Source organism: Alteromonas sp. 4NH20-0104 (genome assembly GCF_057547795.1).
The window spans coordinates 65,764-92,222 of the sequence record NZ_BAAJLP010000002.1 but is presented as its reverse complement, the minus strand read 5'-3'; the positions used below and the strand labels follow the sequence as shown (position 1 = coordinate 92,222).

Below are 26,459 nucleotides of genomic sequence, written 5' to 3'. Positions count from 1 at the left end.
TTACCACCTAGTTATCACTTTCTTCGTCGGTTGGCGTACTTTCCAAATCCACATCGTCAAACAGTGCTTCGAATTCGTCAAACTCTTCAGCCTCTTGTTCATCTGGCTGCGCATCGAGGTTTTTGCCATCCGTTACTCGAAATTCAAGATTTTGAAAATAGATGTTTTTAACTTGCTCATAAGGGTCTCGAGCATTCTCAATCTGGCCTTCCTGACCGAGTAACTGCGCCCGCGCCTCCAATGCACCAACCGTAAATCGCAACACGTTAAGATTTCCGGTCATCAGTGTCATGGGGAAATATAGGTTGTCCACTATATCGCCCGTAAAACTGCGCGGATCGCTTGGCCCCCGGGCCGGTAACATTAAAAACGGTCCGCTTCCAACTCCCCATTTGCCCAGCGTCTCACCAAATTCTTCTTCCTGACGTTGCAGTCCCATGGCCCCGGCAACATCAAAAAAGCCCGCTACACCAACAGTAGAGTTAATGACGAAGCGAGTAAAACTATCAAACGACGGTCCAACTTTGCCCTGCAACAGGTTGTTTAACATGTTGGCTGGCTCAGCAAGGTTTTCTACTGCGTTGGAAAGCCCAGTGCGAGCAAAGCCTGGCATTACAGTGACATAGGTGGTTGCCGCCGGGCGTAACAGATATTTATCCAGAATATCCCAGTTAAAATCCCACACCACGCGGTTAACGCTTTCCAGCGGATCCCGCGGATCAGAATAATCCGACTTAATTGCCACGGCATTTGCCTCGGCATCTGCCTGAGTTTGCTGTTCAGCACTATTACTGGCACAACCAGAGAGAAACAATGCGCCGAGCATCAAAAAAGATAACGAAAAGCGACGAATGGATAATGTCACATCAATTCCTTGTTTATTACGATAGTTTGGTCAATCACTTTACCGTTTTCCACTAAGGCTTCCAGAGAGCCCTCTAAATCGCCCGGCTGGGGCGGGGCTTCCTGATCAGCCGAAATCCGGGCGATCAGGCGGGCTGTGGATAACTGATCGAGCGAATAGTTCGGTGCCATGGCATTTTCACTGGTTAACTTAATCGTTAGCGGTAAATTGTCTAACGGTAATCGGAGTACGGCCGCTGGCATCCGGTTTTCACTGTTGGCATCCTGAGCAAACACGAATAAAAACGCATTGTCAGGCAATTGAGTCGCCATCTCTTCCGTAATCTCAACCGTAAGATTGAAACCGGTAAGTGCTTTTTTAACCGGTGGCTCGCCATTCAAACTGGCAAGACGCTCAGTTAATTGCCTGGCAATAGGGCTATCTGCTGGCAGTTTGCCCTCCAGCCTTGTCAGGGTATCAGCCAACAGCGTTTTATCTCCGAGTCTGCCTGCAACCACAGCTTGCATCAGCACTAAATTATCATTCTGCTGGTTTGTATCAATTAGCGAAGCTAACAATCGACGGGCATTTTCTAACTGTGCCTTATCATCGCTCATCATTAATGCCCGCGCATAAGTCATCCGAACATTCTCGTCATCAGGGGAATAATGCAGGGCTTTTTCCAACGCCGCATAGGCTTCCTCGGTCTGATTCAGTGCCATCCAGATTCGGCCCAGGTACATCCAGCCCTGTCCATCTTCCGGGTTCTCCTGCAAACGCTTGCGGATAGCCAGGGTCAATTGCTGAAAATCCTCAGGAGTAAAGTTCTCTCCCTGCCCCTCTGCCAGTTTCGCGCTGAGATTGGGTAACGCATCTATAGCCGCCTGCGCATCATTTAAGTGCTTTATATTACTGGCCTTGTAATAGGCCGTAGCGCCTACTGCAATAGCCAGTAATGCACCACACGCTAATGCGAAGGAAGCGTTCGCCGAGCCTTTTGACTCTGCATACTGTTCTTCCACTAACGAAATTTTAATCTCGTCACTGGCCTGACGCATGTCCTGCTCACTAAGCAGTCCTTCATCGACTTCCCGCTGCAGTTCTTGCAGCCGCTCTTTGACCACGGCAATGTTAGCCTGAGTCAGATTCTCCTGTTCCGGACGGCGTCTCAGCCAGGGTAAAACAACCATCAGGATTAATACGGCTACCAGTGCAACAACCGCCCCAATAAACATCCAAGACATCACTTATCACCCTGTTTTAACATCGCCTCGGCTTTAGCCAGCTTGGCTGCCATATCTTCCGGCGGTGTCGACTTTCGCCTAACCACTACAACCACGAACGCCACTAAGGCAAATAACACAGGTGCCAGCCACAACCACAGGGTAACCGGCGTTACAGGCGGCTTATAGCTAATAAAATCACCGTAGCGGGTTTTCATGTAGTCAATCACTTCATCGCCGGTTTTCCCTTGCTTCACCAGGTTATACACTTTACGACGCATATCATGAGCAATCATCGCATCAGAATCGGCGATATTCTGATTCTGACACATCGGGCATCTCAGCTCCTCGGTCAGTGACAGAAATAACTGGCGTTGCTGTGGTGTATCAAATTCATAACTGTCCTCAGTCGCCAGTACGGCAGAGGAGATAAGCAATAAGACCGTCAGTATCAGCGTTTTCATTCAGTTGCGTGCTCCTGCGCCAGTGCCTGTTTTAACTGAGCATATAGCGGACCGACTTTGTTGTTCCAGACACGTTCGTTGATATCACCGATGTGATGCATGCGGATCACACCGTTGTGGTCAATAAGGAAATGTTCAGGAGCGCCGGTCACGCCAAGATCCAACGCGGTGTCACGATAGACATCGAAAATATGAAATTGGTAAGGATTGCCAAATCGGTTGGTGATCTCTTCGACTTCCTGTTGTACCCGGTTTAATGTTTTGGTGCCAAACTCCGGATCCAGATCCTGGTCAAAATAAAGGCCAACAATACTGATCCCTTCCTGCTCCGAAAGTTCAGTGAGGTATGGCAATTCTACCGCGCAGGTGACACACCACACGCCCCAAACGTTGAGCAAGGTTACCTTCCCTTTAAATACCTGCGGCGTGTAAGTTTTATCCGGGTTCATCAGGTCTGGCAACGAAAAGGCTGGCATGGGCTTACCTTTCACCTGGGAGTCAAGCTCCCTGGGATCGGAAAACAAACCACTGAACAAGAACACCACCAGCACCACAAATGCCAGTAGCGGCACGCCAAAAAGCATTATCTTTTTCATGCCTGAGCCTCCCCGCTAGCGGCTATGCCTGCCACCGCTGAACGCACTTTAGCAACCCTCGCCATGCGGTAACGCTTGTCACTTATCGAGCAAATGCCACCAATGGCCATAATTACCGCGCCGGCCCAAATCCAGGTTACAAACGGTTTTATATACACCCGAATTGCCCAGGCTCCGTCATCAAGAGGTTCACCCATAGCAATAAACAAATCCCTGAAAATGGTCGAGTAGATACCGGCTTCGGTCATAGGCATGCGTTGGACCAGGTACAAGCGCTTCTCCGGTTCAAGATGCACCAGTTTCTCACCCGACTCATACACATCAAATATGCCTACATCAGCGGTATAATTCGGCCCGCTTCGTTGCTCTACTTTACGAAAGGCAAACTCATAACCAGACAGTGTTACCGATTCACCCGGCATCATCCGCACATCCCTTTCCACTTCAAAATTACTCACCAGCGTAATGCCAATCAGGGTCACAGCAAAGCCCAGATGTCCAAGAATCATCCCCCAGTGACTGGGCGTAAGTTTGCGCAAACGTTCCACGGCACTCAGACTGGTGTTCAATGAAGAGACTCTTTGCATCACTTCAAGGGTGGTGGTAATCAGTATCCAGGCACTCAGCACCAGTCCTAAAGCCGCCATGTAAGTAGGCGTATCGTAGGTAAAGTTAATTAACACCCCGGCGCTTACACTCAGGCCGAAGGCAATCAGTAATGTTTTTTGTACCTGTGATACCGGTTGATGTTTCCAACGGGTAAGCGGACCCAGTCCCAAGCATAAAACAAAGGGTACAATAAGCAGGGTGAACATCTGATTGAAGAACGGTGCCCCAATGGAAATGGAGCCTAACCCGAGCTCTTTATGTACCAGAGGCAGCAAGGTGCCCAGCAACACCACCAGTGTAGCGGCACATAAGAACACGTTGTTGCCCATCAGCAGTACTTCCCGCGAAAACAGCTGAAAGCGCCCCGGGCTTTTCAGCTGTTGAGCCCGCAGGGTATACAGAACCAGGCTTAAACCGGTCAAAATAACCAGAATGCCCAAAATAAACAATCCACGGGCGGGATCACTGGCAAAGGAATGGACCGACACAATCACTCCTGAGCGCACCAGGAAGGTGCCCAGCAAGCTCAATGAGAATGCCGCTATAGCCAACAGCACTGTCCAGGACTTAAACGCTTTACGTTTCTCCGTTACGGCCAGCGAGTGCATGAGTGCGGTCCCCACCAGCCATGGCATAAACGATGCGTTTTCAACCGGATCCCAGAACCACCAGCCGCCCCAGCCAAGCTCGTAATAAGCCCACCAGCTCCCCAGTGCAATCCCTACCGACAGAAAACTCCACGCCGCAATCACCCAGGGCCGTGACCATCTCGCCCAGGTTGAGTCTAGCTGCCCGGACAACAGCGCTGAAACGGCAAAAGCAAAAGCCACTGAAAAGCCCACATACCCCATGTACAGCATTGGCGGATGAATGATCATGCCAAAATCCTGTAACAGCGGATTCAGATCCCGTCCATCTACCGGGAAATAAGGCAACATACTGTCGAAAGGATTAGATGTCAGCAGGATGAAAAGGTAAAAACCAATCGACACCATCCCCAGCACCGATAATACCCGGGCGATCATCACTTGCGGAATACCACGACTGAACACCGCCACCGCCACCGTCCACAGTGACAACATCAGTACCCAGAGTAAAAATGACCCTTCGTGACCACCCCAGACTGCGGTGACTTTATAGTAAACCGGCAAGCGACTGTTAGAATGCTGAGCCACATAGGTCAGTGAAAAATCATCGGTGACAAATGCATAGACAAGGCAACCAAAAGCCAATGCCGTAAACGCAAATAACGAGATAGCCAGAGGTTTAGCGGTGCCTATCATTGCGGTATGGCCACGATACGCCCCCCACAGAGGATACACCGCCAGCAGGATCGATGTGACCAGTGCCAGCGCAACAGCGATATTACCAATTTCGGGGATCACGAGCTTGTATTTCCTTGATTCGGGTTAACATGCTTTATGCCTTTCATCTTTTCGGCGAGCTCAGGCGGCATGTACTCTTCATCGTGTTTCGCCAGCACTTCTTCGGCTTCAATCACACCAGACTCAAGCAACACACCGGTGGCGACAATGCCCTGACCTTCCCGAAACAAATCAGGCAGGATACCGGCGTAGCGAACCGTTACCTGAGGACCGGTATCAATAAGATTAAAGCTAACGGCTAATGACTCAGAATCACGACTCACCGTACCAGGCACGACCATACCGCCTATTCTAAGGCGCTGTCCGACAGTAGGTTTTACGCCTTCCTTGCCCTCGACGATTTCTGAGGGAGTGTAAAATAAATCAATGTTGTCGGTTAGTGCGAATAGCATTAGCGTGATCGCACCAACGATCAGTAAACCTATGCCGCCTACCGCAGCGAGTCGTTTTTGTCGTCTTGGATTCATACTGCTTAACTACCTGTCTGTTCTGATTCAGATTGCACTGTTTGTGCTTTTCGGGCCGCCGCAATGCGCGACTGTCTGGCTTGTTCTTCACGGGCATTGCGCAACAGTTTTTTGTGCGCACTGGCACTGTCGGCAACTACCCAAACCAATGCCAGCAACGACACCCCGAAAGATAACCATACATAGAGGGCATAGCCCCCCATGGCAAAAAAGGCCTGTAAACTGTCAAACTGCATGGTCGTCTCCGAGCGCTCTCGCCGCAAGGTCTTTAACCCACGGACGATGATATTCTCGCCGAATGATTTCATTTTTCATACGCATTACGGTCACTGCTGCAATAAATAAGGCCAAACCCAGCAAAGCGATCAATAATGGCCACAGCATTTCAGGGGCGATGGAAGGTTTATCAAACTTGCTGATAGTGGCCCCCTGGTGCAAGGTGTTCCACCATTCTACGGAATAATGGATAATCGGTACATTCACCACCCCGACCAGCGCCATCACGCCGGCAGCCTTACCCGCCTGTTGTTTATCCTCAAAGGCGCCATACAAAGCAATCACACCAAGATACAGAAACAGCAGTATTAATTCAGAGGTCAGTCTTGCATCCCAGACCCACCAGGTGCCCCACATAGGCTTACCCCAGGCAGCTCCGGTAAACAAAGCAATAAAAGTAATGACCGCACCAACCGGTGCCATAGCGATCATCGCCATAAATGCGGTGCGCCATTGCCACACAATACCCACTAAAGCCGCAACCGCCATCGCTACGTAAGTACTCATCGATAAAATGGCGCTGGGTACATGGATATAAATAATCCGGAACGAGTCACCCTGCTGGTAGTCCTGGGGAGCAAAGGCAAGGCCCCATAGGCTCCCCACCAGCAGGCATAAGATACCCGGCCAAAGAAAATAGGGCTGTAACGTTACGCACAGTTGATACGCTCGTTCAGGTTTTGCATACGGATGTAACCACTTCCACATCAGTTTTGACTCACTTTTAGTGCATAAGCAATTGCAAAGGGGGCTGTTGCCATTGCCAGCATCAGCATGGCGCCAATAATAGCAAGTTGAGCCCGGTATGGTAATTGGAGCGCGGCAGAATCTACCGCCGAGGTGGCAAAAATCAATAACGGAATGAAAACCGGTATTAACAACAGGGCCAGCAACACGCCGCCCCGCTGTAAACCAACTGTTAATCCCACCGCTATCGCGCCCACCAAAGACAATAGCGGTGTGCCGAGGACCAGTGTCAGCATTAAAGCAACATACATATCGACCGTGAGATTTAAAAAAAGTGCTAACAATGGCGAAAACAGCACCAGGGGCAAAAAGCTCACCAGCCAGTGGACCAGCACTTTAATCGCAGCGATGGCAGCCACTGACTGACCGCTCAGCATATATTGTTCCAGCGAGCCATCCCAGAAATCATCGCGAAACAAACGCTCCATGGCCAGCAGTGAAGACAGAATAGCGGCAATCCAAATCACGCCCGGCCCTATTTTTTGTAACGTCACCGGCCCCGGCCCTATGCCCAGAGGGAAAAGTGTGATGACCATCAACAGGAACATCAGCGGTTGCGCTAACTCAGAACGCTGGCGAAAAGCCAGTGCCATATCTCGTTTGAAAATACCATTAATCAGCGTATTCATAACCGGTACTCCAGCACCAGTTCTGTGAATGGGCCGGCGTGTTCACTCAAAGGTTGATGTGAGGTAGTGATAATCGCCCCCTGACTGGCAACATGTTGCTGCATGTGCTGTTCAAGTAATTCAATACCATCGGTATCCAGTGCCGTAAAAGGCTCGTCGAGGATCCAATAGGTCGCGGGTTTTAACCATAACCGCGACAGCGCGACACGGCGTTGTTGTCCGGCAGATAACATTCTCACCGGCACATCTTCCAACCCTACCAGCCCCAGTCGGGCAAGTACTTCATAAGCGTGACTGGCAACAAAAGCAGTTCCGTGCTGGGCACACCAGAAGCGTAAATTTTCCATGGCGGTAAGTGCGCCATTGATGCCCGCCTTGTGACCTATATAAATCAGTTGCTGATTGAACACATCACGAGTGGCTTCCAACGACTCGCCATTGAGGTACAAGCGACCGGATTCCGGCGATGATAAACCGGTTAAAATCCTTAACAGGCTGGTTTTACCTGCACCGTTTGGACCCCGCAGGTATATAAGCTCTCCTGGCGATAACGTAAACGACAGGTCGGTGAACAACACTCTGTCACGTTTTATACAGGTTAAATTGTCTGCAGCGAGTCCTGCCAAGATGCATCCCGTTCTGTTAGCAAAAAATCCGCCGCATTCTATCATAAACCAGCCACTTCGCATCTTACCCAATAGGCGGATCGGCAAATTTCTGATCTATTTCAATCTTTGGCATGATTGACATTATACTTAACTGTTGAAACCGGCTGCCGATAACACCTTATGCATTCTTCCAATCTGCCCCCACAAACCGCCACCGATAGCAGTCGTGTTAACGTTACTGAATCGGCCACTGCCGACGCCAAACAGCAGGCAATCGCCAGGATTGGCCAGGTGTTGCAACCCGTGTCACCGTCCGCAATACCAGTATCAACAACGCCTGCTGGTCAGGGTAATGCTGGCAAAACAGCCCCCGCCGTTGGCGCAAACGTGTATAGCACGGCAAATCAGCAACTGGTTCAGATCACTCCTGCGGTGCGCATTACCGGTGCAGAAAGCCTGTTATTGGTTCGCCTTCCCACAGAGACTCCGATTCAGCCGCCCCAGGGAGGCCCAGTATCGCTTAAATCAATGTTGCCGCCCGAATCCGGACCAGCTGACTTACCCGCTTTACTAAAACTTTCGCCGCAGACCATTCGTCAGCAAGTTACCCAGGCGCAATTTCAAACGCTGATGACAGTGTTATCTCAAACTTTATCTACGCCAGTGACACTGCCTGCTACCGTTATACAACAAGACAGTACTTTGATAAGAGTTAACGCAGGGACTGAGCGACCGTTAATAATTGATATCCCTCTAAATAAAAATACCCGGCAGCCTGAGAGCGCATTATCCAGCGACGTTAGGGGCAAACCGCCTCTGCCGCCAACCGTTTCGATTACTGTCTCGCTTCGTCATAACCAACTTCAGGTACAGATAACGCCGCGTCCTCAATCAGCGCCAACGTTACCAACCACCGAGCCGAATCAGGGCATCAATAATGTGGCGAATCCTTTACGTATCGTATCTGTACCGGTGAGCTCACCTGTGGCCAATAAACTCACTCAGGCCGTTACCCAGCAACTGCCGCTGATGACAGAGCCGATGAAGCTCGCCAACTGGGCAAAACAGGCCCTTCCTCCGCTCGTAACAAAAACCATTGAACAACTGAGTCCGCTGTCACCTGCGATAGTAAATATTAAAGGTAATGAAGTCACCATAACCGGTAGTAAAACCCAGCTTTTGGCAGTAAATACCCCATCCAATACAACATCAACAGCCGCCTTGAATCAAATGGCGCCAAGGGTAACCACGCAGCAAATCAGTCAGCTTAATATGCAAAGTGTCACAGCTAAGAGCGTTCCGCAGGTCACAATTACGCCATTGCAATCTCAGTCTGACACAGCCTCTTCTTCGCCATCTCAGGCGCTGCAGCAGTCTGGAGACAAGCCTGCTAGTGCAAAAGCTGATGTCGCCCAGCCTCTACTGTCACCTTTTCATGCCCTGAGGGCTGAAAATGCGGTCGGTAAGTCCACGATACCGACCGAGATTGAAAGTATCGCAAAGTTCAAGGTGGAGCAGTTACCCGTTGAGGTCAAAACGGCCCTGGAGCAATTTATTCGTTCAGCCAAGCGGATAAATCTAAGCAACACGGAGCCTCTGCAATCGAGTCTTTCCGTGCTCACCAGCGCACTGCAGAAATTCGCCAGCGCCAACCCTTCGTTGCTCAAAAACATTCACTCAGTCATTGAGCAATTGCAGCTTCATATGCCAACAGCAAGCAGGACGACAACGGCCGAGATGCCACTTGCTAAAACTGAATCAGGCCAACAGCCAGACACTATAAGCACCAAACCCGCAGCCGACACCGCACAAGCTGGTCGGGCACTACAGCAATTAATGACCTCTCCGGCCTGGTTACAGTCGCCGCTTATGCTGTCATCTCCCCCGGCCGGGCAGAGTTTTTTAAGTGGTCTTATCCAGCTATTGCAAGTGTCTTTACTCGGCAGGCACTTTAAAAATGTGGAAGATATCGACCAAGCCCTTCACCGACAAAGAGCCTCTTCTTCTAAAGGCAGCGCCCCTGCCGGGCTCCTAGGAGCAATTACCGGGCGGCAGGTCCGGGAGTTTGCACAACTCGACAGCCAGCAAAATCTCCTAAAACAACTGAAGGGATTACTTGCAGGTCACCAGGGCGCTAAACTAGGCAATATGGAACAAGCACTGCAAGGTCAGGACAGCTTTTACTATGTGCTGCCTGGGTTAATGCCACAACAAAAACCGGCAGAACTGCTAATCCGACGAGAGCGGGAACGTCAGCCGGAACAGGAAAAACAAAGCACGCAAACGCAGTGGCACCTGACTATGAAGCTGGATATTGGCGAACAGGGTGAATTACTCACCAAGGCCAGGATCAAGGATGAGCAGCTTTATCTTGATATATACTCTTCCAATCAGTCCTTGCTGGAAAAAGTGGGGGTAACACTGCCCTTTTTACTCAAGCGGTTTAAGCAACTCGGCTTAACGGTTGAAGAACATAAGCTACAATTAGGCAAGATACCTGAAACGCTGGCGACCCGCCCTTACCAAATACTGGAGACCCAGGCATGACACGTAAAAGTAAACGCGCGGTAGGTATTAAATATAATGAAGCAGAGCCGTCGCAGGCCCCAACGATTGTCGCTAAAGGCTATGATGACCTGGCTGAAGCAATTATAGCCAGCGCCAAAGCCAATGGAGTGTTAATTCACGAAGACCCTTATTTGAGTGAATTCCTCGCTACGCTTGACCTGGGTCAGGCTATTCCGGAATCGTTGTATTATGTCATTGCCGAGTTACTGGCATATTCCTACGTACTGCAGGGTAAAATACCCGAAAGCTGGCAACAGGCCTTTCCTGGCATAGAAGAAAAAATCTAAAGGGTCAGGTCGACAGTCACATCGCCAGTATTGGAGTTATAAAAAATGGAATATGCCGGTTGCGCAACCAAATAAAAAGTACAGGTGTTGGCGGTGTAAGTAGCCTGATAATCTGCCGAGGTATCCTCAGCAACCGTTGGTGAACCATCAAGTAACACCGCTCCCCACACCGAAGTACAGTCCCAGGCATTATCCAGCATTGGACTCGCCTCATAAGGCAGGTAGCTTTGGGCAGGCCAGCCATTAACATTGATGTCCATGAGGTTTTCACCATTACCGTACAAATCGAGGTTATCCACGGGTCCAGAGCCACCACTAACCGCCCATTTGAGGTGAGCCAGTTTGATAGCAGAGTCAAATGCCGTGCCGGTCCCTTGTACCGATGCTGCATAGGCATCGTCCTGAAAATCAACGAAACGCGGCAGTGCCGTAACAGAAAGAACACCCACTAAAATAATCACAGTGATCAGCTCAATTAGCGTAAAGCCCTGTTGTCGGTGAAGTGGTGTTGTCATTTAATAAAGCTAATGTCCGGATTACATCATTGTCGTTACTTTATCTTGCTCAAAATTTTATGCCAAGCTTTTGTTTACGCGAAATATTTAATTTACCCAATAAAAAAGCCCATCCAAATGGATGGGCCAAACTATAAGTTAGGCTTATAGGGGGAAGTTTCCAACGGTTGTTGAAAAAGGGTCTGCTTATTTAAAGCGCATCTTCCGGCTCAACATCGTCGGCTTTAATGTCTTTCGATAGCAGTAATTCAGCACGGATTTTGGTTTCAATATCGTTCGCGATGTCCGGGTTTTGCTTAAGGAATTTCACCACATTAGCTTTACCCTGACCAATTCTGTCGCCATTATAGCTGTACCAGGCGCCGGCTTTATCAACCAGTTTTTGCTTCACACCCAAGTCAATCAGTTCCGCTTCTTTACAGATACCGGCTCCATACATTATCTGGAATTCAGCCTGTTTAAATGGTGGCGCTACTTTATTCTTCACCACTTTTACGCGAGTTTCGTTACCCACGACTTCATCACCTTCTTTCACTGCACCAATGCGACGAATGTCCAGGCGAACTGAAGAATAGAATTTGAGTGCATTACCACCGGTAGTGGTTTCCGGGTTACCGAACATGACACCAATCTTCATTCGGATCTGGTTAATGAAGATACATAGTGTATTGGAACGCTTAATATTACCGGTCAGCTTACGTAGCGCCTGCGACATCAGACGTGCCTGCAGACCCACGTGAGAATCACCCATATCGCCTTCGATTTCTGCTTTAGGGGTTAATGCAGCAACCGAGTCAACAATCACTACATCCACGGCACCTGAGCGAACCAGCATGTCACAAATTTCCAGTGCCTGTTCTCCCGTATCCGGCTGTGATACCAGCAGATCGTCAATGTTCACGCCTAGTTTTTCGGCGTAGACAGGATCCAGTGCGTGCTCAGCATCTACGAACGCACAGGTTTTTCCCTTTTTCTGAGCTTCGGCGATCACTTGTAGAGTCAATGTGGTTTTACCCGATGATTCAGGACCGTAGATTTCCACAACGCGACCACACGGCAGACCGCCAATACCTAACGCAATATCAATACTCAGCGAACCGGTAGAAATGGATTCAATATCCATTGCCTGATTGTCGCCCAGACGCATAATCGCGCCTTTACCAAATTGCTTTTCAATCTGACCGACCGCAGCCGATAGTGCTTTAGATTTATTGTCGTCCACCGAAAACCCCTCGTTATTCTTTACTGTGTGCGTTATCCGCAATGGCTTTTACTGCTATCGCCGGTAAGCTGATCAGCTGTAAACTAATGACTGCATAATATACTGTATGATTATACAGTGCAATATGCATTTTACCTTTTCTTTATTTCATCATGCCTGTGTTATTCTGCAACTAGTCTGTGGTGCAGTGTTGCAATAACAAACTCAATAGCCTGGGTACGAACTGCTTCCCGATCGCCATCAAACTGGCGGCGAATTGTATCGGTAACCCCGTCGAAGTGAAACCCAAACCATACCGTGCCCACCGGTTTTTCATCACTGCCGCCCCCCGGGCCAGCAATACCACTGATTGCAGCGGTGCACTGGGCGCCGGTTTGCTGAGCGGTCCCGACAGCCATTTCATGGACGGTTTCAGCGGAAACAGCCCCAAATTGCTCAAGAGTTTCAGCACTCACACCAACCAAAGCTTGTTTTGCCTGATTAGAATAGGTGACATAGCTTTGATTAAACCAATCCGAGCTGCCGGCCACCGAGGTTAACGCATAGGCCACTCCGCCGCCGGTACAGGATTCAGCACAGGAAACGGACCAGTCTTTTTGCCGTAGCGCCTCACCAACGGCCAAAATCTGCTCAGCTAACTCATTTATATCCAGTTGCTGTCGTGAAAAAGTTGAAAATGACTGGCTCATAGGAATAATACACTCATAATATTGAGACCCTATTATTGGTCAAAACAACAATCGCAAGCAACCAGCAAGCCGAGGCATTCTTGGAATCACACACGCCAATGATGCGCCAATATCTGAATATAAAGGCGCAGCACCCCAACATTTTACTGTTTTACCGTATGGGCGATTTTTACGAATTGTTCTATGACGATGCCAAACGGGCTGCCGAGTTACTGGATATCTCGCTGACCGCACGGGGCAAATCCGGCGGCGAACCCATTCCCATGGCTGGCGTGCCCTATCATGCCGTCGAAAGCTATTTGGCGAGACTGGTGAAAATGGGCGAATCGGTGGCTATTTGCGAACAGGTTGGCGATCCGGCCACCAGCAAAGGCCCGGTGGAGCGCCAGGTGCAACGCATTGTAACGCCCGGTACAGTAACCGATGAAGCCTTACTTGATGAGCGCCAGGATAATGTTCTGGCCGCCGTTTACAGTGTTAAAGAGCAATTTGGTCTCGCCTGGCTGGATATTACCAGTGGCCGGTTTCTGGTCAGTGAGCTTACCGGTACCGATATGTTAAGTGCCGAACTGCAACGCTTAAATCCGGCTGAATTGCTCTACCCTGAAGGGTTTGAATGGCTGTCGAAAGTGGAACACATTAAAGGCCTGCGGCGCCGGCCAGAGTGGGAATTCGATCAGCAAACAGCAGAGCAGCAATTAAATAATCAGTTTGGCACCCGTGAGCTTAGTGGCTTTGGGCTAAGTGGTATTTCACTCGCCATCAGTGCTGCCGGTTGTATCTTGCAGTATGTAAAAGACACACAGCGTACCGCATTACCGCATATCCGGGCAATTACTCTGGAACAGCAGTCCACCAGGGTCCAGCTGGATGCCGCCACCCGCAAAAATCTGGAACTGACCCGCAATTTATCCGGTGGTACTGAGCACACCTTATTCGCTGTTTTAGACAAGACAGCCACTGCCATGGGTAGCCGCTTACTGCAGCGTTTTTTACACGCGCCGATTACCGACCGCCATGAGCTTAACGCCCGTCAGCAAGCTATTGGGGATTTTCTTAACGGTGATTACCCGGCACTGACAACTCAATTAAAACAGATTGGCGATATTGAACGGATAATGGCCCGCCTGGCGCTTCGTTCCGCTCGTCCACGGGACTTTGCCCGCCTACGCAATGCCCTTAACAGTTTGCCACAGCTGCAGCAGGGACTCAGTCTGTTCGGTGCGCCACTGATAAAAGAGCTCGGCGACGAAGTGAGTGAATTTCCGGAATTGGCGGAATTGCTCAACCGCGCGATTATCGATAATCCGCCGGTGGTCTTACGTGATGGTGGGGTCATTGCACCAGGCTACAATGCCGAGCTCGACGAACTACGGGATTTGTCTGACGGCGCAACAGAACTGTTACGCCAGATAGAAACCCGTGAGCGTGAACAAACTGGTATCAGTACCCTTAAAGTGGGCTACAACAAGGTACACGGCTTCTTTATCGAAGTATCACGGGCCAACAGTCATCTGGTCCCGGCCAGTTACATCCGCCGCCAAACCTTAAAGAACAATGAGCGCTACATTACCCCTGAACTCAAAGAGCATGAAGATAAAGTGCTCACCTCACAAAGCCGGGCACTGGCGCTGGAGAAGCGCCTCTACGAAGAACTCTTCGAGCTGATTAATCCCCGCCTTGACGCGTTAATCACCTGTGCGGCAGCACTCGCTAAGCTCGATGTACTGATCACTCTGGCCGAGCGCGCTGAAACACTGGAATACCATTGTCCCACGTTATCTGATGTGCCCGGCGTTACCTATCAACAAGGCCGTCACCCGGTGGTTGAGTACGTCATGGATTCACCGTTTATTCCTAATCCACTTAACATGGATAAAGACTCGCGGATTAAAATCATTACCGGTCCCAATATGGGCGGTAAATCTACCTTTATGCGGCAAACGGCACTGATAGTTTTGCTGGCTTATATGGGTAGTTATGTCCCGGCTCAGGCAGCCGAAATTGGTCCGGTAGATAAAATATTTACTCGCATCGGCGCTTCTGACGATCTGGCATCCGGCCGTTCTACTTTTATGGTAGAGATGACTGAGACCGCCAATATTCTGCATAATGCAACGCCCTATTCACTGGTGTTAATGGATGAAATCGGCCGTGGCACCAGTACTTACGACGGCCTTTCCTTGGCCTGGGCCTGCGCTGAATACCTCGCCAGTCAGCTCCAGGCATTTACCCTGTTTGCCACCCATTACTTTGAGCTCACGGAGCTCACCCACACTTTAAACGGCGTGCAAAATTTACATCTCGATGCCGTCGAACACGACGACACCATTCGCTTTATGCATTCGGTGGAAATTGGTGCGGCAAGTAAAAGCTACGGGTTACAGGTAGCGCAACTGGCAGGCGTGCCGAAAGCGGTTATCAGTGCGGCAAAAAACCGGCTGAAAACTCTCGAAAGCCAGCACACTGTATCGGCCAGCGAGCAAACACTTGTCACAGTCCCTGCCCAGCAGAGCCTGTTACCCGAAGAGCCCGCTGAATTACCGGCCAGAATAAGCGCCCTTGAGCAGGCTTTTGAAGAGGTGGATCCCGACGAACTTACGCCAAAACAGGCCTTAGCGCTGATTTATGAACTAAAACAGCTAAAATAGTAAAATTACCAGAAAGCCCTTCTTTTCAAACCCGGTTAAACGGCTTCCCGAAAACGGAAGTCGTCAATACCCGTGCTACCTCAAGTTACCTGTTTCAACGCTATCACAGCAATTTTACTACAAGGCATGTTGATGCAGGAATGTAGACATCTTTCAAACCAATAGAAAGGGGAAATGAAAGTGCTGTGAAACGCCCAAAGGGCCGGGCTAAAAATGCCTGATGCTGCGCCAAATGGTTTTACTGTAGAATAACTACACCTGCAACAATTTGACTTGCCTCAGACATTTTTTTCTCCGGCTGAAATCAGGCAACTTGAGGTAGCACGGGTATAAAATCAGTCCCCTTGTATAAAACACCAGGAAACAGTATCTTTTAGAGCTGTTATAATTGTGTGAAAGCGCCAGATTGGGTATACTGTTGCGCCGTCTACAGTGTTGTTTAAAAACAACGTTTTACCCAAAAAATATAACCCAACGTCTTAGGTTTCGCATGACAAACTATATTTTCGTCACCGGTGGTGTTGTTTCATCGCTTGGTAAAGGCATTGCTGCTGCATCCCTTGCCGCTATCCTTGAAGCACGCGGTCTCACCGTGACCATGCTTAAGCTGGATCCGTATATTAACGTCGATCCTGGCACAATGAGCCCCATTCAGCATGGCGAGGTTTTTGTTACTGATGATGGAGCAGAAACAGATCTCGACTTAGGTCATTACGAGCGGTTTATTCGCACCCGTATGACCAAACGCAACAACTTTACCACCGGACGGGTTTACGAAGAGGTATTGCGTCGTGAGCGTCGCGGTGATTATCTGGGCGCAACCATTCAGGTTATTCCGCACATTACCAACGAAATTAAACGCCGCGTTATCGAAGGCGCACAAGGCCATGACGTGGCTATCGTGGAAGTAGGCGGTACAGTAGGTGATATCGAGTCACAACCGTTTATTGAAGCGATTCGCCAGTTGGGTACCGAAGTGGGCCGCGACCATGCTATGTTTATGCACTTAACACTAGTGCCTTACATGCCAGCCTCTGGAGAGCTGAAAACCAAGCCAACGCAGCACAGTGTAAAAGAATTACGATCAATTGGTATTCAGCCGGATATTCTGGTGTGTCGCTCTGTGGGGGCCATGCCAGCTTCAGAACGTTCAAAGATTGCGCTGTTTACCAACGTTGCTGAAAAAGCGGTTATTTCATTAAAAGACGTTGATAGTATCTATCGCATTCCGGCTGCATTAAAAGCGCAAAGCCTGGATCAACTGGTAGTCGATCGCTTCCGTCTGGACTGCCCGGAAGCTGACCTGACCGAATGGGAACAGGTGCTGTATGCAGAGTCTAACCCGGTGGGCGAAGTAAACATCGGTATGGTAGGTAAATATGTTGAACTGCCAGATGCCTACAAGTCTGTTAACGAGGCACTTAAACATGCCGGCCTTAAAAACCGCCTGACAGTTAATATCCATTATGTGGACTCGCAGGACATAGAAACCAAGGGCACACAAATTCTGGAAAATCTGGATGCTATTCTGGTGCCGGGTGGGTTTGGTGAGCGTGGTATCGAAGGCAAGATTGCCGCCGCTCGCTATGCGCGCGAGAACAAAGTGCCTTATCTGGGTATTTGTTTGGGTATGCAGGTCGCACTGATTGAATTTGCCCGTAACGTGGTGGGCATGGAAAAAGCCAATAGCACCGAGTTTGACCCCAGCTCACCGTATCCGGTGGTGGGATTGATCACCGAATGGCTGGACTCAGACGGCAGCACTGAAACCCGCGACGAATCCTCGGATTTGGGTGGTACCATGCGCCTGGGCAGTCAGCTTTGTCACCTGATCCCTGGCAGTAAGGTTTATGCCGCCTACGGTAACGAAGAAATTTACGAACGTCACCGTCACCGCTACGAAGTGAATAACAACCTGCGCGATCAAATTGAAGCGGCTGGCCTGAAGGTCAGTGGTTTGTCCACCGACAAACGTCTTGTCGAGGTCATCGAAATCCCTGATCATCCATGGTTCGTTGCTGGCCAGTTCCACCCGGAGTTCACGTCAACTCCCCGTGACGGCCATCCATTGTTCACCGGTTTCGTAGCCGCGGCGCAATCGTATCAAAAAGAAAATCATTAATTTATAAAACCCGGCACTGTTACTCCCGCAGTGCCACCATTATTGTTGAGGAAGAAAAAATGGCGAAGATCTCGCGTATCATTGGACGTGAAATTCTGGACTCTCGTGGTAACCCCACTGTAGAAGCAGACGTATATTTAGACTCAGGTGTTATGGGTCGCGCCTGTGCACCATCTGGTGCCTCTACTGGTTCACGCGAAGCACTGGAATTACGCGACGGCGATAAAGGCCGCTACCTGGGTAAAGGTGTCGAAAAAGCCGTAGCAGCAGTAAACGAGAGCATCGCACCAGCCTTATTAGGTATGGATCCTGTAGCACAGGCTGATATCGATAAAACCATGATCGATTTAGATGGCACTGAAAACAAAGAAACCTTAGGTGCAAATGCTATTCTGGCTGTGTCTCTGGCCGTAGCAAAAGCCGCCGCGACTGAAAAAGGCGTTGCATTATACGAGCACATAGCCGACTTGAACGGTACGTCTGGCCAGTACTCTATGCCAGTACCTATGATGAACATCATCAACGGTGGTGAGCACGCTGACAACAACGTTGATATTCAGGAATTCATGGTCCAGCCTGTTGGCGCAAAAAGCTTTAAAGAAGCCCTGCGCATGGGTGCTGAAATCTTCCACAATCTGAAAAAAGTTTTAGGCGCGAAAGGCCTGAACACGGCAGTTGGCGACGAAGGTGGTTTTGCACCAGACTTAAGCTCTAACGCTGAAGCCCTGGCGGTTATCGTTGAAGCGGTAGAAAAAGCCGGTTACAAAATGAATGAAGACATCACTTTAGCACTTGATTGTGCAGCGTCTGAATTCTATAAAGAAGGCAAATATGTACTGTCTGGTGAAGACAAGTCATTTGATTCTGAAGCCTTTGGTGACTACCTGGCAGAGCTGTGTGAACAGTACCCAATCGTGTCTATCGAAGATGGTCTTGACGAAAGCGACTGGGATGGTTGGGCCAGCCTGACCAAGAAAATTGGTGACAAAGTGCAATTGGTTGGTGACGACCTGTTTGTAACCAATACCAAAATCCTTAAGCGCGGCACTGAAAACGGTATCGGTAACTCTATCCTGATCAAATTTAACCAAATCGGTTCACTTACCGAAACGTTAGAAGCAATCAAGATGGCGAAAGACGCCGGCTTCACTGCGGTTATCTCTCACCGTTCAGGTGAAACCGAAGATGCCACTATTGCCGATTTAGCAGTAGGTACCGCAGCGGGCCAAATCAAAACCGGTTCACTGTGTCGTTCAGACCGTGTAGCTAAGTACAACCAGTTACTGCGCATCGAAGAAGCGCTGGCTGGTAAAGTAGCTTACAACGGCCGTAGCGAAATTAAAGGTCAGTAATCAAAGCTGGCGGGCAGCTGCCCGCCACCTTTTTGATGCTGTCCTCACAACCTGAACGCTAATGACGCCTCCGTCGAATCCAGCGTCACCTCAATCCGACTTCTTTAACGCAGTCGAGTCAGACACATCCCAACGAACCATCGCTGAGTTGTGTAATGCACTCTATGAACGTGAACTGACACTTATCGCCCAGCAAGGCCCCAACCAAACCAGTGTATTGCGTCGTCGTATTGCCGGCCTGAGTCATCATGTCAGACGCACTGCCCGTTTTCTGGCAGCCAGAGCCGTGCCATTGGAACTCGATGAACATAACGCCAGCTGGCAGGCCAGACAAGCAGCCAAAAATCCGGCTCGCAACCATGACGGCGAAAAAAATCAGCAGTGGTTCAGCGAACATGCCAAGTTGGGTTTAGTGGTTCCCATATGGGTACAAGAGTTTGACAATGAGCACATTGAGCTTGATTCTATCGATCGTGTCCAGACGGAAAACCAAACACTCCACGTCAACAAGTTTGGCTGGTTTGATTTTAGCGGCACGCCGGTTGAAAGCCCTGCGCGCTATGAATCCAAAGACCATATTACCCTGTCGCTGGTAAAACCATCAAAAGCAATTATGACTGCAGGCTGCTGCGGACACACCTGGAATCACAAAGGCCGAACCTCGCCCCGCACACTCACCTTACGTGAGATCTTACTGGTCAGTACGCTTAACTGGCGTAAGTTCAGCGAACCCCAACGCTTCGATAATCAATAACACGCAGCGCTATAGGTCCTCTTCAGCAATTAATTGTTTCTCTGCAGCATCATCTTCGGACTCATCCATTGTCACGTCCTGCCATTCCACACTGTTTTCCAGATTACCGTTGAAGGCCTGAATAAACGCATTTTCCAAGATCCCCGCCAGGGTGGTGAGAACAGGTGTATCAACATCATTAAGTGAACCGCTGATAGGAATTCGGGTAGCAATCTGATCCTTACCCTGATTTTCAAATATCTCGGCGATGAAACCGGAAAACGCTTCGGCAAGGGCTCTGAAAAAGCCGTCATCATCGCGTTTTACATCGCCTTTCCAGCTAAATACTTCTACATTATGCAGTACTGGCTTAGCATAGCCTTTCACCTCGCCCTGCTCGCTGGCCAGTTCAAAGGCGAGATCAAGTTTTCCGGCTTCTAAATCAAAGGGCGCATAGGTATCCAGCAAGTTCCTGAAGTTAACTAAGGCAATGTCATTGGCCTGCAGATTGAGATCGAAAGTGGGTCGTTTGGTAGCCGGATTAAGCGAGCCTGACAACGTGATAGTGCCCTGATTTTCAGTGCTCGCTGAAGCATTCACAGTGGCAATCAGGTTTCGCGATAACGCTCGACTATTGACGAGATTATTAACTACCGCATTAACATGATGAAGACGAACGTTGATTGGCGGGCGGGTGTTTGGATTTTGGAAACGGATAACGCCCTGTTCTATTTCCAACCGATCCACTTTCAATGGCACCAGTTGATCGGCCAGATAAAGCCACTTTTCATCCTCACCAGACTGGCTCGATGCATCAGTGCTGCCATCTACGAAGTTTAATTGCGGTTGCTGCAAAAAGACCTCTGCAACCAATGCGCCATCAAAAACTGCCGACCAGAGTAAGCTGAAATCAACCTGGCTGGCCTCAAAAAAGGGCTCATTCACTTTACCGTTGCGTTTCATGATCACCACATCATTGAGCGCATAAGCGCCCCGCCACAGCATAATATCCACATCCCCCACTAACCCGGTGAATGTCTCGCCTTCATCAAGGGTGTCGTTGATGTACCACTGCACCGTAAAAGGCAGACTCAAACGAACAACCACCAGCAGCCCCAGGCCTATAGCCAGATACTTCACTCTTTTTGCCATCTTGTTGCTGTTCACCTTGTTTTCCCTCTGCCGTAGTGATTACTGAGAAGGTACAAGTATGATGCCAGCTCTTACCGTCTGTTACGGAACGCTTAATTACAGTGCAATTTATTGAAATATAATAAGAATATACTTACCAATACTAATCGCGAAGAAACACACCTTATGCCTGCAAGCCGCGAACAGGCAATATTTACACAGCGCTGTATAAGACAGGCCCTGAAACAACAACGGTTTATCTGCTCAGACCAACCTCTTTTTTGACTTCTTGCCTGGCGAGAGAAATAAAAAATCTAATTTTTTCGTTGAAGAGAAATCTCATCCTAATTTTTTTGTTATGCAGTAATTTATAACTAAAATTTATACCGAAAATCAGAATCAGTGGTTGACCTGCTGCGGTTCAGGCTGTAAATTGTCGGGCATCGGAAAGGTCGCACATGCAGCAAACAACAGGTTTTACCAATGCCGCGTACGTTTAGTCTATCTCTTCTACTCCTTATGGCAGCCAGATTGCACGGGTAGATTGCGACCATCGAATCAATACATAAAACCCGTGCACAGCACGGGTTTTTTTTTAACTAAAATCAACGAGAGACAGCCATGACGAATCAGGTAAAAATATTTGATACGACCTTGCGTGACGGCGAACAAGCCTTGCCAGCCAGTTTAAGTGTAAAAGAAAAACTGCAGATCGCACTGGCCCTCGAACGTCTCGGCGTTGATATTATTGAAGCCGGTTTCCCCGTGTCGTCACCGGGTGATTTCAAATCTGTGCAAATGATTGCCAAAGAAATCAAAAACTCAACGGTTGCAGGTTTATCGCGCGCCGTACCAGCAGACATTGATGCCTGTGGCGAAGCCCTGAAAGTAGCAGACCAGTTCCGCATTCATACTTTCATCGCGACATCCGAAATTCACGTGAATAATAAATTACGTAAATCTCAGGATGATGTGGTTGAGATGGCCGTTGCGGCGGTTAAACGCGCCCGCAACTACACCGACGACGTTGAGTTTTCCTGTGAGGATGCCGGTCGTACCGAAATAGGCTATCTGGCCAGAATGGTAGAAGCTGTTATCGCTGCCGGCGCCACCACCGTTAATATTCCGGATACCGTGGGTTACACTACCCCAACCGAGTTCGGCGGTATTATTCGACAGTTGTTTGAACGTGTACCGAATATCGATAACGCGATCATTTCAGTGCACTGTCATAATGACCTGGGGCTGGCCGTTGCCAACTCACTGGCCGCCATTGAAAATGGTGCCCGTCAGGTAGAAGGTACCATTAACGGTATTGGCGAACGCGCAGGTAACAGCTCATTGGAAGAAATAGCCATGATCCTGCAGACCCGACATGCCTTGTATGGCCTCGATACCAATATCAACAGCAAAGAAATCAGCCGGACATCCAAGCTGGTCAGCCAGCTGTGTAATATGCCCGTTCAGGCAAATAAGGCTATCGTCGGCGCTAATGCCTTTAGTCATTCTTCGGGTATCCACCAGGACGGTGTCTTAAAAGCGCAAAATACCTATGAGATCATGACCCCGGAAAGTGTGGGGATTAATAAAAACAACCTGAATATGACCTCACGCTCAGGCCGCCATGTGATAAAACATCGCCTGCAGGAGCTGGGTTACAAAGATACCGATTACGATTTAGAAGCAATCTATACCGCTTTTTTAAATCTGGCGGACAAAAAAGGTCAGGTTTACGACTATGATTTAGAAGCGCTGCTGTTTTTCGATCAGCAGAAACACGATCAGGCGCACTATCAGTTAACCTATTTGCATGCCACGTCGGGCAAAGAAATTATCCCCAGTGCCACGGTGCAGTTGAAAATTGGTGACGAACTGGTAACCCGCTGTGAAACCGGCAATGGCCCGGTAGATGCTTCATACAAAGCCATCATGTCGATGTTAGGTCATAACGACCTGGAAGTCGTCGACTTTAAGTTAGATTCCAAGGGCGAAGGTGCCGATGCGTTGGCTTCTGTCAGCGTTATTACTGAATACAAAGGCCGCCGTTTCCACGGTTTAGGCCTGGCAACAGATATCGTTGAAGCCGGTGTGAAAGCACTGATTTTCGTCTTAAACAACACCTATCTTGCTGACCAGATTGATCAGCAAAAGAACCAACAAGAACGCGTAGCAGGAGTATAAATGAGCCAGTTTAACATTGCCGTGCTTGCCGGTGACGGCATCGGCCCGGAAGTGATGCAGGAAGCCAATAAAGTATTGGATGCCATCGAACAGAAGTTTGCCATCACCTTTAACCGTACTGCTTATCCTGTTGGCGGTTATGCCATTGATACTGAAGGCGAAGCGCTGCCATCTAAAACGCTGCTCGGCTGCGAGCAGGCCGATGCCATTCTGTTTGGCTCTATTGGCGGCCCTAAGTGGGATACCCTGCCGCTGGAACAACGCCCGGAGCGTGCGGCATTGTTAACCCTGCGCAGCCATTTTGATTTATTCAGTAATCTGCGCCCGGCAAAAATTTATGCGGGCCTGGAAGACTTATCACCGCTGCGTAAAGACATCGCAGCCAGCGGCGTGGACGTGCTGGTGATTCGCGAACTTACCAGTGGTATTTATTTTGGTCAGCCCAAGGGCCGCGACGGAGAAGGCGAAGAAGAATACGCTTTTGATACCATGCGCTATTCCAAACGCGAAATTCGCCGTATTGCCATAAGCGCCTTCGAAGCCGCCATGAAGCGTGATAAGCGAGTTACTTCCGTCGATAAAGCCAATGTGCTGGTATGCAGCCGTCTGTGGCGTGAAGTCACAGAAGAAGTGGCAAAAGATTATCCCGAAGTAGCGCTCGACCACATCTATATCGATAACGCCACCATGCAATTGGTAAAAAATCCGGCCCAGTTTGACGTGATGCTGTGTTCTAATCTGTTTGGTGACATCATTTCTGATGAATGCGCGATGATCACCGGCTCCATGGGACTGCTCCCTTCTGCCAGCCTCAACGAAGAAGGTTTCGGTATGTATGAGCCAGCCGGTGGTTCCGCTCCGGATATCGCCGGTCAGGGGATTGCTAACCCGATTGCACAGGTTTTATCTGCTTCGATGATGCTGCGTTTCAGCCTTAATCAGGCTGCCGCCGCGGATGCTATCGATAAAGCCGTGGTAGACGTGCTGGAAGCCGGTATTCTGACCGGTGAATTATTACCAGCCGACAAACGCGACCAGGCCGCCTCTACCTCTCAGGTAGGCGATGCCATTGTGAAATCCATTTTAGGTCAGGAGTAATTATTCATGGCTAAAACCTTATACGACAAGGTGTGGCAGGCTCACATTATCAGCCAGTTAGGTGATGACAGCCTGATCTATATCGACCGTCACCTGATCCACGAAGTCACCAGTCCGCAGGCTTTTGCCGGGCTGAACGAAAAAGGCCGTAAGGTGCGCCGTCCGGACCGTACATTCGCCACCATGGATCACTCTATCTCTACCCGCAGCCTGGCGCTTGATGCCTGTGGCCCGCAAAACAAATTGCAATTGCAAACGCTGGCCGAGAACTGCGAAGAGCACGGCGTGAAACTGTTCCCGGTGGGCCACCAGAAACAAGGTATCGTCCACGTAATGGGTCCTGAGCTGGGCTTAATCCTGCCCGGTATGACCGTTGTGTGCGGTGATTCGCATACCGCCACCCATGGCGCATTTGGAGCCCTGGCATTTGGTATTGGTACCTCTCAGGTAGAACACGTACTGGCTACGCAAACGCTTAAGCAAAGCCGTGGCAAGACCATGCAGATTAAGGTTAACGGTAAGCTGGCAGTCGGCATTACCGCCAAAGACATCATTCTGGCCATCATTGGTAAGATTGGTCACGCTGGTGCCACCGCCCACGTTATTGAATATTGTGGTGAAGCCATCGAAGCCTTATCGATGGAAGAGCGCATGACCATCTGTAATATGAGTATCGAAGCCGGTGCCAAAGCCGGAATGATCGCCCCGGACCAGACAACGTTTGATTACCTGGAAGGCCGCGAATTTGCGCCTCAGGGGGCAGACTGGGATGCCGCCGTTGAATACTGGAAAACCCTGTACTCCGACGACGACGCCGTGTTTGATGCGGTGGTTGAACTGGAAGCTAAAGACATTACTCCGCAAGTAACATGGGGCACCAATCCTGGTCAGGTTATCGGGGTTAATCAACCGGTGCCCGGGCCTGAAGACTTTAGCGACAGTGTTGAGCAGGAGTCTGCTCGCAAAGCACTAAAATACATGGGCTTAACGGCCGGTGAGAAATTAGCTGATGTTGCGGTCTCTCACGTGTTTATCGGCTCATGTACCAACAGTCGTATTGAAGATTTACGCGCAGCCGCGCAGATAGCCAAACAAGGTAAAGTTGCTGATACCGTTACCGCCATGGTGGTTCCCGGTTCAGCTGCGGTTAAACGTCAGGCTGAAGAAGAAAAGCTGGACGTTATTTTTAAACAAGCCGGTTTTGAATGGCGTTTACCGGGTTGCTCTATGTGCTTAGGAATGAACGATGACCTGCTTACCGCTGGCGATCGTTGCGCTTCAACCAGTAACCGTAACTTTGAAGGCCGACAAGGTCGCGGCGCGCGCACCCATCTGGTGAGCCCTGCCATGGCAGCTGCGGCCGCCTTGCGCGGAAAATTTGCCGACGTCAGAGATTTTCAGGAGTAATTTATGAGCGAAACCACTACCGGCATCACCACCCTGAGCGGCACTGCCTGCCCACTGGACCAGGCGAACGTGGATACCGACCAGATTATTCCCAAGCAATTCCTCACCAGTGTCAGCCGCGCTGGCTTTGGCAAGCACCTGTTTCACGACTGGCGCTACCTGGATCTGGAAGAAAAAGAGCCAAACCCGGAGTTTGTGTTGAACAAAACCGAGCATCAGGGCGCGTCTGTTTTACTCGCCCGGGAAAACTTTGGCTGTGGCTCGAGTCGCGAACACGCTCCGTGGGCGTTAACCGACTTCGGTTTTAAAGCGGTCATCGCAACCAGCTTCGCTGATATCTTCTACGGTAACTGCATGAACAATCAGTTACTGCCGATTGCGTTGAACAGCAGCGAAATGGACCTATTGTTTGCCGCCGTAGCGAACGATGCCCAGGCTGAAATCAATATCGATCTGCCAGCACAAACCGTATCAGTGGGTGACACAACGGTCTCTTTCGACATTGCCGAGCACCATAAAAACAATCTGGTTAAAGGCCTTGATGCCATAGGTCAGACCCTGGAACTGACCGGCGATATCGAATCCTTCGAAGCCAAACAACCTGCCTGGCTTTAAATCCTGCAAAACGCCGCTTATTTGATCCAGATAAGCGGCG

General features: G+C 49.7%; 24 protein-coding genes. 10 read left to right on the top strand and 14 right to left on the bottom strand.

What is annotated here, in order from left to right; translation table 11 throughout:
• Positions 1–7: 7 nt before the first annotated feature.
• Genes AC27IB_RS01980 through ccmA form a run of 10 tightly spaced genes read right to left on the bottom strand, consistent with a single transcriptional unit; the run spans position 8 to position 7,911 of the window.
• Positions 8–865, bottom strand: coding sequence for an MlaA family lipoprotein (locus AC27IB_RS01980; protein ID WP_296046146.1), 858 nt, complete (start codon positions 863–865; stop codon positions 8–10).
• Positions 862–2,088, bottom strand: a complete 1,227-nt coding sequence (ccmI, locus tag AC27IB_RS01975) for a c-type cytochrome biogenesis protein CcmI (protein ID WP_487118562.1) — start codon at positions 2,086–2,088, stop codon at positions 862–864. The genes AC27IB_RS01980 and ccmI overlap by 4 nt, the downstream gene beginning before the upstream one ends.
• On the bottom strand, positions 2,088–2,531 hold the full coding sequence (locus AC27IB_RS01970; protein ID WP_487118560.1) for a cytochrome c-type biogenesis protein: 444 nt from the start codon (positions 2,529–2,531) through the stop codon (positions 2,088–2,090). Before AC27IB_RS01970 ends, ccmI begins: the two co-directional genes overlap by 1 nt.
• Entirely contained in the window at positions 2,528–3,127 is a 600-nt protein-coding gene (locus AC27IB_RS01965) for a redoxin family protein (RefSeq protein ID WP_487118558.1), read from the bottom strand. Before AC27IB_RS01965 ends, AC27IB_RS01970 begins: the two co-directional genes overlap by 4 nt.
• Positions 3,124–5,121 carry a heme lyase CcmF/NrfE family subunit gene (locus AC27IB_RS01960; RefSeq protein ID WP_487118556.1) on the bottom strand — a complete coding sequence of 666 codons (1,998 nt, stop codon included), beginning with the start codon at positions 5,119–5,121 and terminating at the stop codon, positions 3,124–3,126. The genes AC27IB_RS01965 and AC27IB_RS01960 overlap by 4 nt, the downstream gene beginning before the upstream one ends.
• Complete coding sequence (gene ccmE / locus AC27IB_RS01955; protein WP_296046132.1) at positions 5,118–5,588, bottom strand: cytochrome c maturation protein CcmE; 471 nt, start codon at positions 5,586–5,588, stop codon at positions 5,118–5,120. Before ccmE ends, AC27IB_RS01960 begins: the two co-directional genes overlap by 4 nt.
• A 5-nt stretch (positions 5,589–5,593) precedes the next feature.
• Positions 5,594–5,824 carry a heme exporter protein CcmD gene (gene ccmD / locus AC27IB_RS01950; RefSeq protein WP_296046129.1) on the bottom strand — a complete coding sequence of 77 codons (231 nt, stop codon included), beginning with the start codon at positions 5,822–5,824 and terminating at the stop codon, positions 5,594–5,596.
• Entirely contained in the window at positions 5,814–6,572 is a 759-nt protein-coding gene (locus AC27IB_RS01945; protein WP_296046126.1) for a heme ABC transporter permease, read from the bottom strand. The genes ccmD and AC27IB_RS01945 overlap by 11 nt, the downstream gene beginning before the upstream one ends.
• Complete coding sequence (gene ccmB / locus AC27IB_RS01940; RefSeq protein WP_296046123.1) at positions 6,572–7,240, bottom strand: heme exporter protein CcmB; 669 nt, start codon at positions 7,238–7,240, stop codon at positions 6,572–6,574. Before ccmB ends, AC27IB_RS01945 begins: the two co-directional genes overlap by 1 nt.
• Positions 7,237–7,911: a cytochrome c biogenesis heme-transporting ATPase CcmA gene (ccmA, locus tag AC27IB_RS01935; protein ID WP_487118553.1), complete on the bottom strand. Its 675-nt coding sequence runs from the start codon at positions 7,909–7,911 to the stop codon at positions 7,237–7,239. Before ccmA ends, ccmB begins: the two co-directional genes overlap by 4 nt.
• 117 nt (positions 7,912–8,028) lie before the next feature.
• Between ccmA and AC27IB_RS01930 the strand changes: the two genes are divergently transcribed.
• The gene (locus tag AC27IB_RS01930; protein ID WP_487118551.1) at positions 8,029–10,395 is read left to right on the top strand and encodes a hypothetical protein; all 2,367 of its coding nucleotides are present in this window, start codon (positions 8,029–8,031) and stop codon (positions 10,393–10,395) included.
• Positions 10,392–10,703: an EscU/YscU/HrcU family type III secretion system export apparatus switch protein gene (locus AC27IB_RS01925; RefSeq protein WP_296046116.1), complete on the top strand. Its 312-nt coding sequence runs from the start codon at positions 10,392–10,394 to the stop codon at positions 10,701–10,703. Before AC27IB_RS01930 ends, AC27IB_RS01925 begins: the two co-directional genes overlap by 4 nt.
• Here AC27IB_RS01925 and AC27IB_RS01920 read toward each other — a convergent pair.
• The 3 genes from AC27IB_RS01920 to AC27IB_RS01910 form a co-directional block, all read right to left on the bottom strand.
• Complete coding sequence (locus tag AC27IB_RS01920; protein WP_296046114.1) at positions 10,700–11,218, bottom strand: type II secretion system protein; 519 nt, start codon at positions 11,216–11,218, stop codon at positions 10,700–10,702. The two genes, AC27IB_RS01925 and AC27IB_RS01920, sit on opposite strands and share 4 nt — an antisense overlap.
• Positions 11,219–11,408: 190 nt before the next feature.
• The gene (gene recA, locus AC27IB_RS01915) at positions 11,409–12,440 is read right to left on the bottom strand and encodes a recombinase RecA (RefSeq protein WP_296046111.1); all 1,032 of its coding nucleotides are present in this window, start codon (positions 12,438–12,440) and stop codon (positions 11,409–11,411) included.
• Between the two features lie 161 nt (positions 12,441–12,601).
• The gene (locus tag AC27IB_RS01910) at positions 12,602–13,129 is read right to left on the bottom strand and encodes a CinA family protein (RefSeq protein WP_487118548.1); all 528 of its coding nucleotides are present in this window, start codon (positions 13,127–13,129) and stop codon (positions 12,602–12,604) included.
• A 98-nt stretch (positions 13,130–13,227) separates the two neighbouring features.
• Here AC27IB_RS01910 and mutS point away from each other — a divergent pair, with 98 nt between their 5' ends.
• The 4 genes from mutS (at position 13,228) to AC27IB_RS01890 (ending at position 20,008) form a co-directional block, all read left to right on the top strand.
• Positions 13,228–15,780: a DNA mismatch repair protein MutS gene (gene mutS, locus AC27IB_RS01905; RefSeq protein WP_487118727.1), complete on the top strand. Its 2,553-nt coding sequence runs from the start codon at positions 13,228–13,230 to the stop codon at positions 15,778–15,780.
• 490 nt (positions 15,781–16,270) lie between these two features.
• On the top strand, positions 16,271–17,902 hold the full coding sequence (gene pyrG / locus AC27IB_RS01900) for a CTP synthase (protein WP_296046106.1): 1,632 nt from the start codon (positions 16,271–16,273) through the stop codon (positions 17,900–17,902).
• Between the two features lie 59 nt (positions 17,903–17,961).
• On the top strand, positions 17,962–19,254 hold the full coding sequence (eno, locus tag AC27IB_RS01895) for a phosphopyruvate hydratase (protein WP_487118546.1): 1,293 nt from the start codon (positions 17,962–17,964) through the stop codon (positions 19,252–19,254).
• Positions 19,255–19,315: 61 nt separating this feature from the next.
• Positions 19,316–20,008, top strand: a complete 693-nt coding sequence (locus AC27IB_RS01890; RefSeq protein ID WP_487118544.1) for a hypothetical protein — start codon at positions 19,316–19,318, stop codon at positions 20,006–20,008.
• A gap of 9 nt (positions 20,009–20,017) precedes the next feature.
• On the opposite strand, the gene AC27IB_RS01885 is transcribed toward AC27IB_RS01890, so the two are convergent.
• The gene (locus tag AC27IB_RS01885) at positions 20,018–21,154 is read right to left on the bottom strand and encodes a DUF748 domain-containing protein (RefSeq protein WP_487118542.1); all 1,137 of its coding nucleotides are present in this window, start codon (positions 21,152–21,154) and stop codon (positions 20,018–20,020) included.
• Between the two features lie 585 nt (positions 21,155–21,739).
• Here AC27IB_RS01885 and leuA point away from each other — a divergent pair.
• The 4 genes from leuA to leuD are packed head-to-tail and all read left to right on the top strand — an operon-like array spanning position 21,740 to position 26,419.
• Positions 21,740–23,299 (top strand): 2-isopropylmalate synthase, encoded by a 1,560-nt coding sequence (gene leuA / locus AC27IB_RS01880; protein WP_487118540.1) that lies wholly within the window; start codon positions 21,740–21,742, stop codon positions 23,297–23,299.
• Complete coding sequence (leuB, locus tag AC27IB_RS01875) at positions 23,300–24,397, top strand: 3-isopropylmalate dehydrogenase (RefSeq protein WP_296046572.1); 1,098 nt, start codon at positions 23,300–23,302, stop codon at positions 24,395–24,397.
• A gap of 6 nt (positions 24,398–24,403) precedes the next feature.
• Positions 24,404–25,804 (top strand): 3-isopropylmalate dehydratase large subunit, encoded by a 1,401-nt coding sequence (gene leuC, locus AC27IB_RS01870; RefSeq protein ID WP_296046570.1) that lies wholly within the window; start codon positions 24,404–24,406, stop codon positions 25,802–25,804.
• Positions 25,805–25,807: 3 nt separating this feature from the next.
• Positions 25,808–26,419, top strand: coding sequence for a 3-isopropylmalate dehydratase small subunit (gene leuD / locus AC27IB_RS01865; RefSeq protein ID WP_296046568.1), 612 nt, complete (start codon positions 25,808–25,810; stop codon positions 26,417–26,419).
• The last annotated feature ends 40 nt before the right edge of the window (positions 26,420–26,459 follow it).

Coding starts and splice junctions, on each gene's coding strand:
- ccmE (WP_296046132.1), bottom strand. CDS start 5,588: ATGAATCCAAGACGACAAAAACGACTCGCTGCGGTAGGCGGCATAGGT.
- ccmI (WP_487118562.1), bottom strand. CDS start 2,088: ATGTCTTGGATGTTTATTGGGGCGGTTGTTGCACTGGTAGCCGTATTA.
- mutS (WP_487118727.1), top strand. CDS start 13,228: ATGATGCGCCAATATCTGAATATAAAGGCGCAGCACCCCAACATTTTA.
- AC27IB_RS01920 (WP_296046114.1), bottom strand. CDS start 11,218: ATGACAACACCACTTCACCGACAACAGGGCTTTACGCTAATTGAGCTG.
- AC27IB_RS01910 (WP_487118548.1), bottom strand. CDS start 13,129: ATGAGCCAGTCATTTTCAACTTTTTCACGACAGCAACTGGATATAAAT.
- leuD (WP_296046568.1), top strand. CDS start 25,808: ATGAGCGAAACCACTACCGGCATCACCACCCTGAGCGGCACTGCCTGC.
- leuC (WP_296046570.1), top strand. CDS start 24,404: ATGGCTAAAACCTTATACGACAAGGTGTGGCAGGCTCACATTATCAGC.
- leuB (WP_296046572.1), top strand. CDS start 23,300: ATGAGCCAGTTTAACATTGCCGTGCTTGCCGGTGACGGCATCGGCCCG.
- eno (WP_487118546.1), top strand. CDS start 17,962: ATGGCGAAGATCTCGCGTATCATTGGACGTGAAATTCTGGACTCTCGT.
- AC27IB_RS01930 (WP_487118551.1), top strand. CDS start 8,029: ATGCATTCTTCCAATCTGCCCCCACAAACCGCCACCGATAGCAGTCGT.
- pyrG (WP_296046106.1), top strand. CDS start 16,271: ATGACAAACTATATTTTCGTCACCGGTGGTGTTGTTTCATCGCTTGGT.
- ccmB (WP_296046123.1), bottom strand. CDS start 7,240: ATGAATACGCTGATTAATGGTATTTTCAAACGAGATATGGCACTGGCT.
- AC27IB_RS01970 (WP_487118560.1), bottom strand. CDS start 2,531: ATGAAAACGCTGATACTGACGGTCTTATTGCTTATCTCCTCTGCCGTA.
- AC27IB_RS01890 (WP_487118544.1), top strand. CDS start 19,316: ATGACGCCTCCGTCGAATCCAGCGTCACCTCAATCCGACTTCTTTAAC.
- leuA (WP_487118540.1), top strand. CDS start 21,740: ATGACGAATCAGGTAAAAATATTTGATACGACCTTGCGTGACGGCGAA.
- AC27IB_RS01945 (WP_296046126.1), bottom strand. CDS start 6,572: ATGTGGAAGTGGTTACATCCGTATGCAAAACCTGAACGAGCGTATCAA.
- ccmD (WP_296046129.1), bottom strand. CDS start 5,824: ATGCAGTTTGACAGTTTACAGGCCTTTTTTGCCATGGGGGGCTATGCC.
- AC27IB_RS01965 (WP_487118558.1), bottom strand. CDS start 3,127: ATGAAAAAGATAATGCTTTTTGGCGTGCCGCTACTGGCATTTGTGGTG.
- ccmA (WP_487118553.1), bottom strand. CDS start 7,911: ATGATAGAATGCGGCGGATTTTTTGCTAACAGAACGGGATGCATCTTG.
- AC27IB_RS01925 (WP_296046116.1), top strand. CDS start 10,392: ATGACACGTAAAAGTAAACGCGCGGTAGGTATTAAATATAATGAAGCA.